11 protein-coding genes are annotated in these 19,514 nt (G+C 54.0%); 4 read left to right on the plus strand and 7 right to left on the minus strand.

What is annotated here, in order from left to right; all coding sequences use genetic code 11:
- Positions 1-64: 64 nt before the first annotated feature.
- The gene (locus HNQ92_RS02555) at positions 65-1,120 is read right to left on the minus strand and encodes a DHH family phosphoesterase (protein ID WP_343062961.1); all 1,056 of its coding nucleotides are present in this window, start codon (positions 1,118-1,120) and stop codon (positions 65-67) included.
- 227 nt (positions 1,121-1,347) lie between these two features.
- Here HNQ92_RS02555 and HNQ92_RS02560 point away from each other — a divergent pair, with 227 nt between their 5' ends.
- Positions 1,348-1,767 carry a nucleoside-diphosphate kinase gene (locus HNQ92_RS02560; protein ID WP_184170461.1) on the plus strand — a complete coding sequence of 140 codons (420 nt, stop codon included), beginning with the start codon at positions 1,348-1,350 and terminating at the stop codon, positions 1,765-1,767.
- Positions 1,768-1,835: 68 nt separating this feature from the next.
- Here HNQ92_RS02560 and HNQ92_RS02565 read toward each other — a convergent pair whose 3' ends face one another.
- Both HNQ92_RS02565 and HNQ92_RS02570 read right to left on the minus strand, forming a co-directional pair.
- Positions 1,836-2,759 carry an alpha/beta fold hydrolase gene (locus HNQ92_RS02565; protein WP_184170464.1) on the minus strand — a complete coding sequence of 308 codons (924 nt, stop codon included), beginning with the start codon at positions 2,757-2,759 and terminating at the stop codon, positions 1,836-1,838.
- Between the two features lie 87 nt (positions 2,760-2,846).
- The gene (locus HNQ92_RS02570) at positions 2,847-3,803 is read right to left on the minus strand and encodes a fasciclin domain-containing protein (RefSeq protein ID WP_184170467.1); all 957 of its coding nucleotides are present in this window, start codon (positions 3,801-3,803) and stop codon (positions 2,847-2,849) included.
- A gap of 103 nt (positions 3,804-3,906) precedes the next feature.
- On the opposite strand from HNQ92_RS02570, the gene HNQ92_RS02575 reads away from it, so the two are divergent.
- Positions 3,907-4,545 (plus strand): 3-keto-disaccharide hydrolase, encoded by a 639-nt coding sequence (locus tag HNQ92_RS02575; protein ID WP_184170470.1) that lies wholly within the window; start codon positions 3,907-3,909, stop codon positions 4,543-4,545.
- A 108-nt stretch (positions 4,546-4,653) separates the two neighbouring features.
- Positions 4,654-7,602, plus strand: coding sequence for a ligand-binding sensor domain-containing protein (locus HNQ92_RS02580; protein WP_184170473.1), 2,949 nt, complete (start codon positions 4,654-4,656; stop codon positions 7,600-7,602).
- Here HNQ92_RS02580 and HNQ92_RS02585 read toward each other — a convergent pair.
- The 4 genes from HNQ92_RS02585 to HNQ92_RS02600 all read right to left on the minus strand — a co-directional run bounded on the left by HNQ92_RS02585 (position 7,591) and on the right by HNQ92_RS02600 (position 16,987).
- Positions 7,591-10,992: a VCBS repeat-containing protein gene (locus tag HNQ92_RS02585; RefSeq protein ID WP_184170476.1), complete on the minus strand. Its 3,402-nt coding sequence runs from the start codon at positions 10,990-10,992 to the stop codon at positions 7,591-7,593. The two genes, HNQ92_RS02580 and HNQ92_RS02585, sit on opposite strands and share 12 nt — an antisense overlap.
- Positions 10,993-11,055: 63 nt before the next feature.
- Entirely contained in the window at positions 11,056-12,597 is a 1,542-nt protein-coding gene (locus HNQ92_RS02590) for a RagB/SusD family nutrient uptake outer membrane protein (RefSeq protein WP_184170479.1), read from the minus strand.
- Between the two features lie 48 nt (positions 12,598-12,645).
- Entirely contained in the window at positions 12,646-15,744 is a 3,099-nt protein-coding gene (locus HNQ92_RS02595) for a SusC/RagA family TonB-linked outer membrane protein (RefSeq protein WP_184170482.1), read from the minus strand.
- 403 nt (positions 15,745-16,147) lie between these two features.
- Positions 16,148-16,987: a 1,4-dihydroxy-2-naphthoyl-CoA synthase gene (locus HNQ92_RS02600; protein ID WP_184170485.1), complete on the minus strand. Its 840-nt coding sequence runs from the start codon at positions 16,985-16,987 to the stop codon at positions 16,148-16,150.
- Between the two features lie 330 nt (positions 16,988-17,317).
- Here HNQ92_RS02600 and HNQ92_RS02605 point away from each other — a divergent pair, with 330 nt between their 5' ends.
- Positions 17,318-19,480 (plus strand): TonB-dependent receptor, encoded by a 2,163-nt coding sequence (locus tag HNQ92_RS02605; protein ID WP_184170488.1) that lies wholly within the window; start codon positions 17,318-17,320, stop codon positions 19,478-19,480.
- Positions 19,481-19,514: the final 34 nt, after the last annotated feature.

Below are 19,514 nucleotides of genomic sequence, written 5' to 3' on the forward strand. Positions count from 1 at the left end.
AATATTCTCCTAATAACGTAAGGAAAAAAGATTTTGTGTGGTTACGGAATAAATTTAGCGGTGTTCATTGTACTGCTTGCAAGCGCAACTGGTACTCGGGTAATATGCTTAAAAATTGCTCGATAGTCTCGGCCAGCGTAAGCTGCGTACGGCCTCCCGAGGCATTTCGGTGCCCTCCTCCGCTGAAGTAGGTAAAGGCCAGGTCGCGAACCGAGAAGTCTCCCGCCGAGCGAAAGGAAATTTTGATTTCTCCCTTACGCTCAATAAACAGCGCTGACATCACTACATCTTCCACCTGCAAACCGTAGTTGACGATACCATCGGTATCCCCAATGCTGGATTGGTACTGGATCAGTTCGTCGGCGGTTAGGGTCATATAGGCGGTGCGGTATTCGGGCAGTACGTGAAGCTTCTCCGAAAGTACATGGCCTAGCAATTGCAGGCGCGACAGCGGCGAGTTGTCAAAAATAAGCCGATGTACCCGGCTAATATCCAAGCCTGAGCGCATGAGATCGGCTACGGCCAGGTGCACTTCTGGCGTAGTATTGCCGTGCCGAAACGAGCCCGTGTCGGTCATGATACCCGCGTACAGGCATTCGGACATCGGCACATCGAAGGGCGCAGCGTCGGGCGCCGCAGCGTCGGGCGCCGAGCCATCAAGAATTTTTATTAGGTCGTAAACAAGTTGAGCGGTAGCTGCCGCCTGCGTATCCCAAAACATGAAGTCAGGGTCGGCGAAAAGTTCGGGCTCCAGATGATGGTCTACGAGCATCTTGATGCCCGGCGCTTCCTGTACCAGCTTCCCCAGATCTTTCAGGCGCGACAAAGCCGAGAAATCCAGGCAGCAGATCAGCGTAGCTTCTTGTATGAGCTGCTTGCAGTGCTTTTTCATCGGAGCATCTTCATACACCAGAACCGAGTCGGCCCCCGGCAGCCAGCGAAGGTTCTGAGCGTAGTCGGTAGGACTAATCACCGTTACGTCGTGTCCCCTCCGAAGTAGGTAAGACGCCCACCCCAATGACGAGCCCATGGCGTCGGCATCCGGATCACGGTGCATCGTTATTACGACTTTTTGGGGAGAAGAAAGTAGAGCGCGTAACGCCTCCGTAGATTGATTCACAACTCTTTGATTCAAAAAGTAAACAGTTTTGACTGCCAGCCGGGCCAGCGAGCCCACAAAATTAATAAAACTGTTGAGATTTAGCGCAGTATTACCTTACCCTTTGCCCAACCCTGATTGTCAGACTTTTATTTTTGGCCGTTCAAATGGGCTTCAATCCGCGGGCAACCAGCGGTTTTATGAAGAATTTGGTTATTTTTGCGGCCAAATAAAATTTTGCAATTACTATGTCAGGCAACAAGACCTTCACTATGATTAAGCCCGATGCGGTGGCGGAAGGCCACACGGGAGCAATACTAAAAATGATTGAAGAGGCAGGATTTCGCGTGGTGGCTATGAAAAAAACACAACTGACCCCCGAGCGCGCGGGGCAATTCTACGCTGTTCATAAGGAACGGCCCTTTTATAATGACCTCTGCGATTACATGTCTTCCGGAGCAATTGTTCCCATGATTTTGGAAAAAGAGAATGCCGTAACGGATTTTCGGACGCTGATCGGAGCCACCAACCCGGCCAATGCCGATGAAGGTACCATTCGTAAGCTTTTTGCCAAATCCATTGAGGCTAACGCCATTCACGGTTCTGACTCGGACGAGAATGCCTCCATTGAAGGATCTTTCTTTTTTGCCAGCACGGAGCAATACTAGTACTGGCTCCTGTATACCATCAAAAAGCCCTGAACTATCAATAGATCAGGGCTTTTTGATGGTCTTTATTACTGCCGCTTTGTGGCAGTGGGCACCAACGTGGTGAGGGGAGTAGCCGTAACGAGCTCTAGCAGGCTTTCCGTAATCAGGTCGGGGCGGTCCCAAAGAATACTGTGACCAATTCCATCCAGCGGGATTAGCTTAAAAGACTGCGCATTTTTTAAATGCTCCTGAGCGTATTCGGCATTGGAAAAATAGATTAGATTATCGGCCCGGCCGTGCAACAAAATGATGCGTGAACGAATACGCCCCCAGCCTTCCTGTATTTCTTCCAGCGCCTGCTGGTGATTGAGCTTCTCGTCATTGGCTACCAGCAGTAGCTTCGGGAAAAACCAACGCAGCCACGGTTGAGCAATGACGTAGCTGATAGGGTACGTGTATTCCTGCCCCGGAGCCAAAGAAGAAGACACAAACAGGATGCCCGCTATTTTGTCGGGATTGTCCATGGCTAGCTTTGCCACCACTGATCCGCCGTACGAGGAAGCCGCTAGCACCACTTCACGGCCCTGCGCGGCATAATGATCGATGAGAGGCTGTAAGTAACGTGCCTGCTCGGCAATAGAAATAACGGACTTACCAAAGTTGGAGTAGCCGTAGCCCGGGCGGTCTACCCCGACCAGCATGGTACGCCGAAGCAGGGTAGTATCTTCGTAAAAACGCATGAAAAAGCTGAGCGAACTGGGTGCTCCGTGTACCATAATCGTGACGGGAAGTGAATCAGCCCCGAACTCGGCGTACCGAATGGTGTATTGGTCGGCCTGGTAGCGATGAATGCTATAAGGAATGGATAGGGACGAAAACCTAGCCTTCAATTCGTCGTCGCTGGTACGAAATTCAACACCCTGAGCCCACCACCAAAATAGGCCGAAAACCAATAATAATACCAGCCCTACCCATCGCACCCAGCCGTAACGCTTTTTCCCTGCAGCCATTTTCCTAAATACTTTATTGATAGTGGAATAACGCAAAAAACGGAGCCCTGGTTACAGCGCTCCGTTTCAATTTTACAATTAATTCGTTTACGGTAGTAAAACCCGATCAATTACGTGAACTACACCGTTGGTAGCCAGCATATTGGCAGAAGTTACGCTGGATGCCGTGCCTCCGTTGCCATTTCCCGTAATGTTCACTCCGTTCGTGAGATTTACGGCTACCGAGTCACCATTGGCCGTAGCGACGTCTCCGGCCGCTAAGTTGGTAGAGAATACCCGTCCTGGTACTACGTGATAAAGAATAATAGTAGCCAGAGCGGCGGGCTCGACGGCATTGAAAGCGGCCTCGTTTGCAAAACCGGCGTCAATGAAAGCCTGGTTCGTAGGAGCAAATACGGTAAAAGCACCGGCATCGGACGTCAAAGCTTCTAGAACAACGGGGTTTCCGGCGGCGGCTCGGGTGGCGGCTGCTACCAGCAGACTGAAGTCAGAGTTTCCCTGGGCTATTTCCAAAAGGTTCTGGCTAGGAGGCATAATTACGTGGTCAATTACGTGAATGACCCCGTTATCGGCATTTACGTCGGCCGTAACTACCCGGGCTCCGTTGATGGACACACCGCTGGCGTTCTTGGTTACAAAGGCTCTTGATCCTTGTAGGGTTGTTACTTCCTGGTTGCTTCCGTCATTGATGCCGGATGAAGGTACCCGGCTGGCCAGTACGTGGTATTCAAGTACCGACTTCACCGTCGCGGCGGGTAGAGCCGTTATAGCCGCTGCGTTAGCAAAGCCCGAAGCGATGAAAGCTTGATCGGTAGGAGCAAAGACCGTTAATGATCCCGTGCGTAGTGCGTCGCCTAGGCCCGCATGTTGAACAGCAGCCCGCAGTATGGTGAAGTCATTGTTGGTTAGTACAATATCCGTGATCGTATTCGGCGTAGGAATTATTTCTTCATCGTCGTCCTTACAGGCCGAAACTAAGCCTGCTAACCCAATAATCATCATTACTTTAGCCGCTTGAAGGCTTAATAGATTCACTTTTTTCATAACTTGGATCTGTTTTAAGTTTGAGTTGTTGATTTCACCAGATAAACTGTGAAAGTGATCGAAATGTTGTTTAATTAAATCATTAAAACATTAAACAAGTGCCATGTTGAAAACAAGCTTTTATTGCTTACTATTTGTAGCATTATTGGGAAATATTTCCACTGATGCCCGCCCATTTTGGGAAAAAGTACCCCACGGTAAGAAAAAACCCGTTAAGCTTTTTAATGGGAAAGATTTAACAGGATGGAAAGTACATGGCACCGAGAAGTGGTACGTTGAAAAAGGAGAGCTGGTGTGTGAGAGTGGTCCCGAGAAACAGTACGGGTACTTGTCAACCGAAAAATTCTACAAAAACTTCGATCTTAGTTTACAATTCAAGCAAGAAGCCAACGGCAACAGCGGCGTATTTTTTCGGTCTACGTTTGAAGGTACCAAGGTATCGGGCTGGCAGGTAGAGGTAGCACCACCGGGCCACGACACGGGAGGCGTGTACGAATCGTACGGACGGGGCTGGTTGGTACAGATACCGGAAGAAAAAGAAACGATACTCAAACCAGGAGCGTGGAATACCCTGCGGATCAGGGTGGAAGGTGGCCACGTGCAAACCTGGCTGAACGGCCAGCCCATGGTGGACTTCACGGATGAAAAAATAGGGCAGGGAGAAGGTGCCATTGCTCTGCAGATACACGACGGCGGAGGTATCAAAGTTCGCTGGAAAGATTTGATAGTGAACCAGTTATAGAGAATACCCTTTTATCCCCTTCTCGCTTTGCTACTTAAGCTTAACATAGTACTATATCTAGTAGCTACTTGGTGCCTGGTAGGGGGTAGTTTTGTGGGCGCTCAGCCCATGCAAATACAACGGATCACCGTCAAGGAGGGCTTATCCCAAAGCTCTCCTTACCATATATTCAAAGATTCGCGTGGGTTTTTGTGGCTAGGTACCCAAGACGGCGTCAATCGCTACGATGGCCACCATTTTCGCATTTATAAACCCGACGGGGACAATCCTTTCTCGCTGAGGGGCGTAAACATTGCAGGTATTGTAGAAGACAAAAACGGCGACATTTGGGTAGGCTCCGAGGAGGGCCTGAATAGCTACGATCGGGCTACCGATCGCTTTTTTCTGATCAAAACTTCTCCCCAGAAGCGGCGTACCTCTCCTTTTTACGCCGACGACAAAGAGATCTGGTTTTCTTCCGAAGGACAGGGATTGATGGTGTATGACTATAAAAGCCAGCAATTGAAGAAGTTAGGTACTTATGCCTACATCAGCCGGGAATTTGACTTTGTCGATTGGACCGTTCGTACTTCTTTTGGCGACGTTTGGATGCTGGGCCCCAAGGGCGTAGTACGGTTTGAAATAAAAAATCAAAAGTACCACTACTACTTTACTAATACACCTCGGTGCGAATACGGACCAGCGCTAAACGTGTATTCGTTGTCGGTAGACTCCCAAAATATCGTCTGGCTGGGTACGGATCAGGGCCTGGTTCGTTTCGATCATCTTCATAAAAGCCATGAGCTGCATCCCTGCCCAACCCCGAACGAAGTACCCGCCGTGATAGCCAGCCTGGCGCATGGCCTGAACGGCCAGCTATGGATCGGAACGCTGAAACAGGGCCTCTGGATTTTTGATAAAATAAAGCGGAAGTACACCGAAGTACAATACCGCCCTAACTCCTCAGAAAGCCTCAAGAACTACGAGATTTACCGTATCTACGTGGATAATACCGGCATCGTTTGGGCCAACTCCGACCCCGACGGCCTGGTTAAGATCATCCCGAATGCCTCCATGTTTGGGTTTTTGGGGCGCCCGGATTTTTCTCCTCCCGAACGACGCCTAAGCGACCTCTCCATTCGCTGCCTGGGAGAAGACGCCCGCGGGATCGTTTGGATTGGAACCGAGAATGGGCTCGATCTGTATGATCCTAAGCGGGGCATCATTACCGAAAGGTACTTTGCCAACGAGGGCAACATCCTCAAGTACATTTTTAAGGACAGCCGCCAGCGCATGTGGGTAGGTACTTACGGAGGTGTTATGCTGTTTGATGCCAGCACGAAAACCTTTACCAAGTACCTCTTTGATCACGACCCGCGTACCCGTACGCACGTACGCAATATGCTGGAACTACCCAACGGCAAGCTACTGCTAGGTACCCGGCTGGGCATGTGGTCGTTTGATCCGGCTACTACCCACTTTGAAAAGGTACCTATCCTGGCCGACCGCAACATCTTCGCTACCTACCTGGATGCGGAAGGTACTTTGTGGGTGGGCTCCTACTTTGACCGGCTGTATGGTTTCCGGCTGTCGGCCGACGGGAAGTGGGAAAAGCGGTACGAAGGCCTGACGGAGTTTAATATCAACAGCATTCGGGAGGATACCTTGCAGGGCTTACTCTGGATCGCTACCGAAAAAGGCCTCGTTGCTTTTCGGAAAGACAACCAGGCGTATCGGCTTTATAATGAAAAAGATGGCTTGGCCAATACCTACATTTACGGGGTACTTCTTGCCCCCGAAGGCAACATCTTCATGAGTACCAACCACGGCTTATCGTGCCTGGAGGTCGAGACGGGCGTAATTCGTAACTTCGACTTGTCGGATGGGTTGCAGGGCTACGAGTACAACGGCAACGCTTTTTTTAAGACCGCCTCGGGGCAGTGCTTTTTTGGAGGTATCAAAGGCCTAAACTATTTTTATCCGCGCCAGTTTCGGAAGCTATCGTACAGCCCCCGCGTTCATTTTTATAATTTAAGAGTCAACGAAGAGCCTTATCAGTCGGAAGGGTACATTGACGAAAGAGCACTTTTGCGCCTTCAGCACGACCAGAATACGTTTTCCCTCGACTTCGCTTGCATAGACTATTACAGCAACGGCAAAAACTACTACAAGTACCTCCTGGAAGGCCAGGACCAAGGCTGGGTAAACGCCGGTGACCGCACCTACGTACGCTACGCCAACCTGGCCCCGGGCCGCTACGTACTGCGAGTGAAGGCCGCTAACCGCGATGGTGCCTGGAACGGCCCGGAACGAAAACTGTACGTGGTGATTCGTCCGCCTTTCTGGCGAACGTGGTGGTTTTCGGCGTTTTATCTGCTTACGGTCACGGGCGGCTCGTATCTGCTGATTCAGCAGCGCCTCCGAAACCTCAACCGTCGGCAGAAAGAACGGCTCAAAATAGCCCTGGAAGCCCAGGAACAGGAACGCAAGAACATAGCCCAGGACCTGCACGACGAAGTAGGAAGCCGGCTAGCCACGCTCAAGCTGTACCTTTCGTCGCTGACCGGGCACCTCAAGCCAAGCAAAGAAGCCGAGCGAATCAAGCAGCAGGTACTTGAAATCATCAACGTGTCGCTGATCGACATCCGGCGCCTCCTGCGCGAGCTAAGCCCCCGTACGCTGGAACAGTACGGCTACGCGGCGGCCGTAGAAGAGCTGACGCACAAGATTAATACCTCGGAGCAAATCCACGTAGCCTTTGAGGCGCGCCGCCTGCCCGAACAGCTACCCACCGACATCGCCACGGGCCTTTATCGCATCACGCAGGAGCTACTCAATAATACGCTCAAACACGCCAACGCTACGGAGGTTACTATTTCGGTGATTCCCTCGGGAAACGTTATCTCCTTCTTTTATAGCGACAACGGCGATGGCTTCGACTACGCCAAGGCCCGCAATGGCTTGGGCATTGGTAACATCAAATCGCGCGTGGCGGTACTGGGCGGACAGATTGACTGGTTTACCGCCGCCGGAAAAGGGCTGGAGGTAACGATCGAGATCCCGCTGTCAAATTCCTGATTGCAGCCGGGACGAATCCCTCAAGTACCGATGCGCCTGCAGACCACTGCTGTTTAGCGCCGTCAGGATAAGCCGCCCGGTACCGGTCTGTAGCCAGTACGACTGACGCGCGTCTCCCCGAATCCAAAGCCCGCTCTGCTCCGGCGGGACTGCTTCAAAATGGCCGGTGCTGTTTCCGCGCAGCAGGAGGCCGCGGGAGGCGTCTTGTCGGCCCATGTGTACTTCGTTAGGGTAGAAATTGCCACTAATGAGCAGATCGACGTGACCATCCTGGGTGAAATCAAAAGGCGTGATACCATATATGGGGGCCTGCTGCGCAAGGGGTGGCAGGGCTAGGATTTGAAAGGTACCTTTACCCAGATTTAACAAAACTGAGCTTTCAAGGTGCGTAGCCGCCCAGTGCTCCGCTTGCGCTAATTCTTGCTGAGTGAACAGGTCTTCAAAGCGGGCTTGAGCGTAGGAAGCATAGCGAGGGAATTTCTTGCGGAATTGGATCATCTGCTGGTTCAGTATGTCCCGAGGGTGCGTAGGGTACTTTTGGCCAGCCAGGTAGTGGCTCATGATGGGATCAAACACACCATCATCGTTAAAATCCTTGCCCACGATTTGTAGCGGGTACTTTGCGCTAGCCCTATAGAAGGTATTGAGGCCTTCGTTGCCCGCGATGATATCCGGCAAGCCATCCTGGTTAAGATCGGCCACGGCTACGCTCTTCCACCAGCCCTGCGTGGGGCGCAGTGCCTCCGACGCGTAAGGCACAAAGCGGTGCCCCTGTTCATTGAGGTAAATACCGATGGGCATCCACTCCCCCACCAATACCAAGTCGGGCCAGCCGTCTTGGTTGAGGTCCGTACTTAGCGCGTCGCACACTAATCCGGGCTGCCGCAGGGCCTGCCCAGGGGGTAGTTCAGATACATCCGTAAACTTCATTTTCCCTTTGTGGGAGTCATTCCGTAAAAGGTAGCTGCGAGGCGTGACGGGGTACTTTCCGGGTACCTGGCGACCGGCAATGAATAGGTCGGTGTCGCCGTCTTGGTCATAATCGAGAGGTACTACCCGCGAGGCACTCACGGACAGGCCGGGTAGGGTACCCGCCGGAGCCACTCGAAATTGCCCGGTGCCATCGTTCAGGAATAGTTGGGGTTGATAGGCTTCGTGAGCCGAGAGAGGGCGTTCATTGCTCCCATACACCACCAGGATATCCAGGTGCCCGTCCTGATCCGCGTCCAGAAAGGCAGCGTGAGCTACTTCACCGGGAGTACTATCCGGGAAGACCTGAGCCTGAAAGGTACCTTGGGGCTGTTGGATAAAAAGCTGAGAAGTACTACCCTGGTAGGCTCCTCCCAGAAAGACATCTTCCCGGCCGTCGCCGTTGACATCGCCGATGGCTACTGCAAATCCCTCGCGCGAGAGCATTTTGGGATAAGTTGCGTATTGCTTGAAATCGACGAAGTTATCTTCTATGTGTTGAAAAGGGAGCCAGTGCGTGCCGATGTTCTCAAAAAGTGGTTTATCCGTTAGGGTAGTTGAGCCGGGACGTGGGGTAGCTTGTACGTACGAAACGGAAAGTACCTCCTGCGGGGGTACTTTGTAAAGTATCTGCGCGTGGCCTCCGGGCCATTCCAAAAGTACTGAGTCAGCCACCGGATGTGCTCCCAAACCCAGGTGCAGCACCGGCTCCACGCACGACAAGTACCCCCGCGTAGGCTGGTTCTCGACGACCTGGCTTTGCCCCTGGGCCCAAACGGTAGCCCGCACGCCTACTCCCTGCCGGTTGGTGGGTGGCCCTTCCAGGCGGATGCGTAGTGAGGAAGCACCGGGGCTTATTTCGTTTAAGCGATTGCGGAATACCGATACTTCCGCATCGACGTTGTTGATGACCAGGTCCAGGTCGCCGTCGCCGTCCAGGTCGGCCCAGGCGGCTCCGTTGGCAAACGAAGCTTCGGCCAGCCCCCAGGCCTCAGAAACATCCTCGAAGGTGTAGCCACCGGCGTTGCGGTACAGGTAGTTTTTGAGCGGTATCTCGGGTACTTTGCTCAGGAGCTCATCTCGTTTCGTGCGTTTAGCTTTGTCGGTGCCAAAAAACTGGAACTCTTCGGCGTAGCTAATGAAGTCGCGATCGGTGATGTTTTTTCGGTACCCATTGGTGATGAAAAGATCCTTGAGGCCGTCGTTGTCAAAGTCGGCCAGCAAGGGTGCCCAGCTCCAGTCGGTTCGGGCTACGCCAGCCAGCAGGCCCATTTCGCTGAATTCGGGCGTCTCAGAGCCGGGCGGGGTACCCAGGTTGAGCTGAAGCGTATTCCGCATGTACTGCAGCTGGTACCCGTAGCGGGGCGAAATACTCATTTCTTTTTTGTCAAAGTCTTGCCCAATGAGCATTTGTTTCTGGCGGAAGTTGTCCTCGGGCAGCATATCCAGCTGGAGCAGATCTACCCTCAGGTCGTTGTTGAGATCCGCCGCATCAACCCCCATGCCGAAGAGGCTGGTATGGGCCATCGCGGTACCGATGGCGTTTTGAAAAGTACCGTCGCGGTTGTTGAGGTAAAGAATGTCGCTGCTGATGAAGTCGTTGGAGCAGTATAGGTCCGGGTACCCATCGTTGTTGAAATCGGCCGCTACGACACCCAGGCCTAACCCTTCGTAGCGGATTCCGGCCTGCTCCGACACATCCCGGTACGTAAAGTGCCCTTGTTCGTTACGGCCCTCGTTGCGAAAGAGGCGGTCGGACGAAGGATGCGTGCCGTTGTGGATCGTAGGACGAAGGTAGTTGGGGTTTTGGGCGTCGGGAGCGGTATTGAGCAGGAAAGCATCCAGGTCGCCGTCGAGGTCGTAATCAAAAAAGAGGGTTTGGGTAGTAAAGCCGGGGAAGTCCAGCCCGTACTGCGCGGCCTGCTCTTTAAAGGTAGGGATACCATGCTCGCCCCAGCCCTGATTGACAAACAGCAGATTACGGGTACTTTGGAAGGAAGCGTGCGCCGCTACACTCACGTAAATATCCAGCCGCCCATCCTGATTAATATCAACCAGGCTCACGCCACTGCACCAGGTGTCGGTACTTACTCCGGCGGCTTGGGTGATGTCGATAAATTGAAGATCACGGCCCTGGCTGAGGTACAGCCGCGAGGTAGTTTGATTGCCCGTAAAAAATAGGTCCGGGTACCCGTCGTTGTTCACATCACCAACTCCTACGCCTCCGCCATTGTAAAAGTTGGTAAACGTAAAGGCGTTTAAGGTGTCGTTGGGATGAAGATTGTTGGAAAAAGTAATCCCAGAGCCATCTACCTTTTCAAACAGCGTTTGGGGGCGCTGCCTGCAAGCCGGACTGAGCAGTGCCGTTAGAAAGAGTAAGAAGTTAGTCCAGACGAATCCGGACAAAAAATAGCGCCGCATAGTGAAGAGAAGGATTTCCCCCCTTGCACCGAAACGCAAGGGGGGAGTGGAATCAACATAGGATTAGTAGCCCGGATTCTGGGAGCTACCGCTTAGTTGGGGATTGTTATCGATTTCGTTTTGCGGAATCGGCAGGAGCTCGTGCCGGTTGGCCTGGAAGTAGCTAAGGGGCTCGCTGGTGAGCTTGTTGTTTTTCCGCCAGCGTATGATGTCCATGTTCCGGATTTGCTCCCCGGCCAGCTCTACCATTCGTTCGTGCATGATGGCCTCAAAAACTTCCCTTTGGGTGCGGCAGGGAAAATTAGTAGTAGGGTACGGAGGCATGGCTACGCTGGGCCGGGCACGTACCTGGTTCATCAGCGCGATGGCCGCCGCCTGGTTGCCGAGTTCGTTTTCGCATTCGGCTAGCAGCAGGAGTGCGTCTGCGTAGCGCATGATCCGCATGTTGATACCTCCGGTAGCGTAGTCGGTTTCTATTTTGTAAAGGAGCGAGTACTTCCGCCAGCTAATCTTCTGTTGAACACCGTCTACAATCGAAGAGTTACCCTGCTGGGCGTCGGCCGTCATGACGCTATTGCCATTGTTGAAGACGTCTCCCTCTTTCCAGAACGACATGTTGTAGCGGGGGTCCAGTTTGGCGTCTCCCTTGGAGGGGCGCTCGTAGGCGTTGAGAAGCTTGTTGGACGGAATGACGTTGCGCCAGCCGATGGCCGAGTACTCCTGCGTACGAACGGTCTCCGCGGCCAGGCCCGTGCCGTCGCCGTCGGCGCCCCAGTTGTAGGCTCCTCCTGAGGGAGCATAAACTACCTCGAAAATGGATTCGGCGTTGAACTCCGTTTCTTCAATGAAATTGTCGAGGTAGTTGTCGACCAGGCGGTACTGCCCCGAGCTAACAATTTTTTGGAGCTCCGTTCGGGCGTTGGCGTATTCGCCCAGCTGCAGGTACGTACGAGCCAGCAGCATTTGGGCCGCTCCGCGCGTAGCCCGGCCCAGTTCGGCGTCGCTATAGGTAGCGGGTAGTGCGGCTTGGGCCTGCTGGAGGTCTTCTATTACTTGCTGATAAACCTCATTTTGGGAGGACCTGGGCAGAGCCCCATCCACAGACTTGACGAATTCGGTATGAAGTGGGCCTCCGCCAAAGAGGGTAGCGATTTCAAAGTACGCCCAGGCGCGTAGAAACCGGGCCTCGCCCAAAAGCCGATCGCGAAGGGCGGGAGCAATGTCAGGAACCTCGGGTCCCTTTTCCAAAACCACGTTGGCGCGGTGGATGGTACGGTACCAGCCTTGCCAAACCGACCGCACCAGGCCATTGCCCGTATCATGTACCCCCGTGAGCAACTGGTTGCGGGGGGCTTCCAACTGCCCACCTCCCGCTGCCATTTCGTCCGAGCGGAGATCGTGCGTGAAGAACCATTCGCGCGACACCAGGCTGTTGGATTGCACCAGGGCGTAGATAGAATTCACCCCGGCCGTCAGCTCTTGGGCGTTGTTAAAGTAGGTTTCAAAGGTAACCCCGTTGGGATTTACCTTATTCAGATTGTCTTCGTTACAGCCAAGTGCGATGCCCATAAATAGGATGCACGCTGCAATTATTTTCTTGTTCATATCAGACTGACTTACGTTAATATGATTGGATGTCTTGAAGCGTTGATTTTAAAAACCCAGGTTTACCCCCACCAGCAGCGTCCGCGCTTGCGGGTATAGCCCGTAATCGATACCGTTGTTCAGGAGGTTGTATTCCCGCGAGCCTACTTCGGGGTCGTACCCTGTATAGCGGGTAAAAGTGAGGAGGTTTTGCGAGGATACGTAGACCCGGAACCTGCTGATGGCAGTACCCGTTAGTTTCTGAAGTACCGCGGTGGGGAGCGTATAGCCAATGCTGAGGTTCTTGACCCGCAGGTAGGAGCCATCTTCCAGAAAGCGATCGGACGTGCGCGTGTTTCCGTTGGGGTCGCCGTTGACCGCACGGGGTACATCCGTATTGCGGTTGTTGGGCGTCCAGGCATCGAGCACGTCGGTGGTGGCGTTGAAAAGCCGGAGCATCCCCTGGCCCACTACCTTCGTGCCATTGTATATTTTATTGCCTTGCACCCCTTGGAGAAAGAGGGTAAAATCAAAGTTTTTGAAGCTACCGCCCCAGTTCAGGCCGTACGAAAACTTTGGAATGAAACTACCCAGGTAGGTACGGTCGCTGGCGTTGATGACCCCGTCGCCATTCAAATCTTTAAAGCGAATATCGCCGGGGGCCGCGTTGGGTTGGTAGGCGACGTTCGGGTTACCGAGGGCATTGTATTGGTTAATTTCTTCGTCGCTTTGGAAAATACCATCTACCTGCCAGCCAAAGAACGACTGAATGGGGTGGCCCGCTTCGGTTCGGGTAATGTCAAAACCACCGAAATCCGCATTTTCACCAGAATTAATCGTGGCATTGGGAGTGGCAAGGCTCAAAACGCGGTTGCGGGTTATATCGAAGGTGGCCGTGAGGTTCCAGTTAAAATCCTTACCCGTATGGTTGTAGCCAGCCAATAGCTCATACCCCCAGTTTTTCATACTTCCCACGTTAGCCAGCGGGCTCTCGGAGTACCCTAGCGAGATCGGAAGCGGAACGCCGAGCAGCAGCCCGTCGGTCGTACGGCTGTAGGCTTCGGCCGAGAAGTTGATCTTGTTATTGAGCAGCGAAACATCTAACCCGATGTTCTGCATGGTCGTGACCTCCCAGCTCAATTCCTGGTTGCCCAGGCGGTTGTAAAAAGAGCCCAACTGGCTCTGGTTGCCGAAGGGGTAGATGGTGTTGTTGGCCAGGATAAGCGGCTGCCATTCGTAGTCACCCAGGGCATTGTAGCCGGTCTGGCCGTAGCTTCCTCTTATTTTTAGTTCAGAAAGCCAACCCACCGACCGCATGAAGGACTCCTCACTGATCCGCCAACCCGCCGACACCGCCGGGAAAGTACCCCACTTACGACCGGGCGCAAACTTAGACGACCCATCGCGCCGGATCGAAGCCCCCAGCAGGTACCTTCCGGCGAGCTCGTAGTTGAGGCGCCCCACGTAGGAGATCAGCGTATTTTCGTATAATGCTGTATTCGTATTCAGGTTGGAAGCTCCCTGAATCACCCGAATATTGTTGTCGGGGCGGAAACCCTGGCTGTACTGGCTACGTGAGGTGGCATTTTGCTGCTCAACCACCCCCGTGAGGTTGATATAGTGTTTTCCGAAGGTCTTATCAAACGTGAGCTGGTTGGTCAACACCGACGAAAAGAATTGAGTCATCGTTTGGGACACTTCGGCGTTAGGCCGGTTCCGGTTGCCGTCGGCGTAAATAGGCAGGAAGTTTTCTTCCCGGCCGTTGGCAAAGTCGGCTCCAAAGGTGAAGCGGTACCGCAGCCAGTCGGTGATTTGTAGTTCGGCGAAAAGGGTACCTAGTAGTTTGACGCCGTGGTTGGTCCTAAACTGCTGCTCCTGCTCCACAATGCGCAGTGGGTTTTCCGGGTCGGTGGCATCCAGGGAGTTGGACGTGGTGCTGAAGCCCCCCAGCTTGGTGGGGTCGCGCTCGGGCCAGTAGGGAGTCATGCGCATGATGTTCATCACCAGGCTCCGGCCGCCGCCGTCGCGCTCTTGCCTTCTAAAGTCCGTAGCGGCCAGGAGCGTTTGGCCCACGGTAAGGCGTTTGCCGATCTTATGGTCCGAATTGATCCGGAAACTCTGCCGCCGGTAGTTGGTAAATGGCAGAATCCCGTCCTGATTAAAGTACCCCACGGAGCTGTAAAAGCGCGAATTGGCATTCCCGCCGGAGATAGACACCTGGTGATCCATGATCGGAGCCGGGTTAAACATCACATCCTGCCAGTCGGTATCGGTTTGGGCGAAGGTTTGGGTAGCGCCCTCGTAGATGGGGGTGTTGAGGTTGGCAAAACGGGGCGGCAGGTCGTCGCCAGCGTTGGTAAACAGCGCCGTACCGTACCGAACGTACTGGTCGCGGTTGAGCAAGGGCAGGGTGCGCCAGGCCGACTGCGTACCGATGTACGAATCGACGTTGACGCTGATCTTGCCGTCGCGGGTACCCTTGCGGGTGGTGATCAGGATCACGCCGTTGGCCGCCCGGGAGCCGTAGATGGCCGCTGCGCTGGCATCCTTAAGTACCTCCAGCGACTCAATATCCTTGGGGTCGATGTTGTTGAGTCCCCCCGCAGGTACCCCGTCTATGACGTACAACGGGTTAGGATTGAGGCTGATGGAGCCAATCCCGCGCACCCGAATCACCGGCTCGGAGCCCGGCCCGCTGTTGTTAGTAATAGACACTCCCGGTACGCGCCCCTGAAGGGCTTGGGTAGGACTAATGACCGGCAGTGCTTTTAGCTCCTTTGGGCTCACCGACGTAACGGCCCCCGTCAGAGAAGATTTGCGCTGGGTACCATACCCTACCACTACTACCTCTTCCAGCGCTTCTTCGCTGGTTTGCATCTGTATCGTAAGGGATGTTTGATTGTCAATTGTTACTTCCTGGCTCCTGTAGCCAATAAAGCTGAGTGTAAGTACATTAGAGCCCGAAGGAACGGTGATTTGGAAGCGCCCCTGCGTGTCGGAGGTAGTTCCTACGTTGGTGTTTTTTACTACTACGCTTACTCCCGGTAAGGGGTTGCTGGTTTCGTCGGTCACCTGACCACTTATTTGTCGGTCTTGCGCATGGGTTGTTTTTCCTAGCACCAGGAGTAGGAAAAAAGCGCACCAAATGCGGGTAGTTGATTTTCTCATAGGTTTAGAATGGTTGATTTGGTTAAACTTTTGATAAATCAGCCCATATCTTCCCCCTCAGAACGACTCCTACTGCACGATGTTCAAAAGGGTGGGATATGGAATAATTGTAATAATGACACGATAAATGTATGGTATTATTTTATACTAAAAAAGGATATTTTTTGTTTTGTAACTTTTACTAATTACATTCTAATAATTTGCTAGCCTTACGTATAGTAGTGATAATGAGTAAAAAAAGGGATGGCGAAAGCAATGCACAAGTGTAGGAGCCTCACGGAGCTGGGGCGGTGAGGTTATGCACGAAAAGACGGAAGAAAAAGGGGAGGTACCTAAAACCGGCAGGTACTTGAGAGCCTACGGAGCAGGTTGCCGGGCAAGACTACGCCGTAGGCTCCAAAAATTAGGAGTGTTTCGTGAATTTGTCAAAATCCGGCTTTCGCTTTTCCAGAAAAGCATCGCGGCCCTCCTGGGCCTCGTCGGTCATGTAGCCCAGGCGCGTGGCTTCGCCCGCAAAGATTTGCTGGCCCACCAGGCCGTCGTCGATGAGGTTGAAGGCAAACTTCAGCATCCGGATCGCCATCGGGCTTTTCTCCAGAATCTCCTGCGCCCACTGGTAGGCGGTTGTTTCTAGCTCGGCGTGGGGTACTACGGCGTTTACCATGCCCATGTCGTAGGCCTCCTGAGCCGAGTAGCTCCGGCCCAGAAAGAAAATCTCGCGGGCGCGCTTCTGACCAATCTGCCGGGCCAGGTAGGCCGAGCCGTAGCCCGCGTCGTAGCTGGCCACGTTGGCGTCGGTTTGTTTAAAAATGGCGTGCTCTTGGCTGGCCAGCGTGAGGTCGCACACCACGTGCAGGCTGTGCCCACCGCCCACGGCCCAGCCCGGCACCACCGCGATCACGACCTTCGTCATGAAGCGAATCTGCCGCTGTACTTCCAGGATGTTGAGCCGGTCCAGGCCGTCGTCGCCCTTGTAGCCGGCTTTGTCGCGGAAGCGCTGGTCGCCGCCCGAGCAAAAAGCGTACACGCCGTCCTGGGCGGGGCCTTCGCCGGACAAAAGTACCACCCCGATGCGGCCGTCGTGGCGGGCATCTTCGAAGGCATCCAGCAGCTCAAACACCGTCTTGGGCCGGAACGCATTCCGGACGTCGGGGCGGTTGAAGGCGATCCGCGCTACGCCGTTTAGTTTTTTATACGTAATATCTTCGTATTCTTTGGCCGTTTGCCAGGCTAATTCGCTCATAGTACTTGTGTTTTTTTAGGAAATCCAAAAGTACATAAAATAGCCAATCGGGCCGAAGCCAAAGTACCCTTCCGCCCAAGTAGGTACCCGGAGCACTAGTCATCAGGTACCTTCATGCGACGTCCTTAGAGGGGTAGTTCAAAGTACCTTTCCGTGGTTCAAGAGCAGGTACTTGCGGCTATAGCATCGGCTAGGTACCTGGGGCGTTTCTTTTCATGCGGCAAAATCCTGAACTCATCATGGCCTTTGGGGTAGTTCGTCGGGAATAAGTACCCCTCAGTGGTGGCGGTGGCTAGTTTTGTATCACTTACGAAGCAAAACGCCCTAGCCATGAAACTTCTTTATGTACTACTCCTGATCGGGCTGGCTACCACCACCCAGGCCCAGACGCTCGTCAGCGGAAAAGTCACCGACCGCAAAGGACACGCCCTGCCCGGTGCCAACGTATTCCTGAAAGGTACCTACGACGGCACCACCACCGATACGCTGGGTATTTTTCGGTTTAGTACCTTCGAAAAAGACTCCGCCACGGTGGCCGTGAGCTTTGTGGGCTACGAAGGCTTTGAGCAAAAAATCCGGCTACTGGGCCGGGAAGTACCTTTGGTGATTAAGCTGGCAGAAGCCGCCAGTGAGCTCAACACCGTCGTGATCACGGCCGGAGCCTTTGAAGCCTCCGATGAAAAGCGCATGGCCATGCTCAAGCCGCTCGACATCGTGACGACCGCCGGAGCCGCCGCCGACATCACCGGAGCCATGCAGTTTTTGCCCGGTGCGCAGCGCGTTGGCGAGCAGGAGGGGCTCTTTGTACGGGGCGGCTCGGGCCTGGAAACAAAGGTCGTCATCGACGGCATGATCGTCCAGAATCCGTTTTTTAGCTCCCTGCCCGACGTACAGCAGCGCGGGCGCTTCAATCCGTTTATGTTCAAAGGTACTTCGTTCAGCACGGGTGGATACTCGGCGCAGTACGGGCAGGCGCTGTCGTCGGTACTGCTGCTACACACCACCGACCGCGTGAGCAACAACGGCCTGGGCGTGAGCCTCAACCTGGCCAACGCGGGCCTCAACTACGACCACGTGGGTGCCAAGCAGTCCGTTTCGGCCGTCGCTTACTACGGCAACCTGAAGCCTTTGTTTGCGTTGGTAAAACAAAACGTGGATTGGCTGCGCGCGCCGGAATTTGTGGGCTCGTCGCTGACCTACCGCCTCAAAACGACCCCGCACGGCTTGCTGAAAGTATACGGCATGTACTCCGACAGCCGCCTGAGCATGAACACCCGCGACCCCGGCCGGGAGTCGGGCCAAACGAAACTGGACCTTACCAACCGCAATGCCTTCGTAACCAGTACCTACACCGACCAATGGGCCGACGGCCGCTGGCTGCTCAACACCGGTTTTTCGTACAGCCGCAACGCCGACGGCATGACGTTCGACGGCCTGGGCTTCGACCGCTTCGACGAGCGCACCCAGGCGCGGGCGGTGCTGACGCGCCAGTTGCCGGGCAACAGTACGGTACTTTTTGGGGCCGAGGTACACGCTATTCGATTAGAGAATGGCGTCGAGGGGGTACTTTATAGCCTACAGGATAACTACTCGGCGGCTTTTGTCGAAACGGAAATCTACCTGTCGCGCCAACTGGCCGCCCGCCTGGGTACCCGCGCCGAGTACTCCTCGCTCCTGAACCGCTTCAACCTGGCCCCGCGGCTGTCGCTGGCCTACAAAACCGGGCCGTACAGCCAGGTAGCGCTGGCCGCCGGGCAGTTTTACCAAAATCCGGATTACAGGTACCTGTACCTCAATCAGAACCTGGGCTTTGAGCGCGCCGACCACGCCATCCTGAACTACCAGATCATCAAAAACAAGCGGACGTTCCGGATTGAGGCGTTTTACAAAAACTACGCGCAGCTGGTGCGGGAATATACCGGCCAGGCCTTCGACGCCAATCCGTACCGCTTCCCCTGGGGCCGCACCGACAACGCGGGCTACGGCTACGCGCAGGGTTTCGACGTTTTTTGGCGGGATCAGAAATTGGTCAAGAATTTTGACTACTGGGTTTCGTACAGCTACGTGGACTCGCGGCGCTTGTTTCAGCAGTTTGAGGTGTCGGCTACGCCTACCTTCGTGTCCAACCACAACGCCAGCCTGATCACGAAGTACTGGCTGGAGAAAATCCAGACGAGCCTCAACCTCACCTACGCCTTCACCAGCGGGCGGCCCTACTACAATCCCAACCACGAGTACTTTCTGCGCGACCGCACGCCGCCGGTGCATCTGGTGAGCCTCCAGGCCAGCAAGCTCACGAGCCTCAAGGGCAACTTTGTGGTGTTGTATGCCTCGCTGGATAATGTCCTGAATACCCGTAATGTCTTTACCTACCGCTTCACGCCCGACGGCCAAACGCGTTACGCCGTGGGTCCGCAGAGTTACCGTAGCTTCTTCGTAGGCATGCAGATCTACCTCTCCAAAAAGGCAAAAGTAGATAAAGCCGATTTGTAGAATAATACATTGAAACTCATTTTTAACCAATCCA

The sequence above is a fragment of the Rhabdobacter roseus genome, from assembly GCF_014202275.1.
GTDB classification, from domain to species: domain Bacteria; phylum Bacteroidota; class Bacteroidia; order Cytophagales; family Spirosomataceae; genus Rhabdobacter; species Rhabdobacter roseus.

Bases quoted from the DNA above. Each gene is read 5' to 3' on its own strand.
- HNQ92_RS02580 (WP_184170473.1), top strand. From the start codon at position 4,654: ATGCAAATACAACGGATCACCGTCAAGGAGGGCTTATCCCAAAGCTCT.
- HNQ92_RS02565 (WP_184170464.1), bottom strand. From the start codon at position 2,759: ATGGCTGCAGGGAAAAAGCGTTACGGCTGGGTGCGATGGGTAGGGCTG.
- HNQ92_RS02600 (WP_184170485.1), bottom strand. From the start codon at position 16,987: ATGAGCGAATTAGCCTGGCAAACGGCCAAAGAATACGAAGATATTACG.
- HNQ92_RS02585 (WP_184170476.1), bottom strand. From the start codon at position 10,992: ATGCGGCGCTATTTTTTGTCCGGATTCGTCTGGACTAACTTCTTACTC.
- HNQ92_RS02590 (WP_184170479.1), bottom strand. From the start codon at position 12,597: ATGAACAAGAAAATAATTGCAGCGTGCATCCTATTTATGGGCATCGCA.
- HNQ92_RS02560 (WP_184170461.1), top strand. From the start codon at position 1,348: ATGTCAGGCAACAAGACCTTCACTATGATTAAGCCCGATGCGGTGGCG.
- HNQ92_RS02575 (WP_184170470.1), top strand. From the start codon at position 3,907: ATGTTGAAAACAAGCTTTTATTGCTTACTATTTGTAGCATTATTGGGA.
- HNQ92_RS02595 (WP_184170482.1), bottom strand. From the start codon at position 15,744: ATGAGAAAATCAACTACCCGCATTTGGTGCGCTTTTTTCCTACTCCTG.
- HNQ92_RS02570 (WP_184170467.1), bottom strand. From the start codon at position 3,803: ATGAAAAAAGTGAATCTATTAAGCCTTCAAGCGGCTAAAGTAATGATG.
- HNQ92_RS02605 (WP_184170488.1), top strand. From the start codon at position 17,318: ATGAAACTTCTTTATGTACTACTCCTGATCGGGCTGGCTACCACCACC.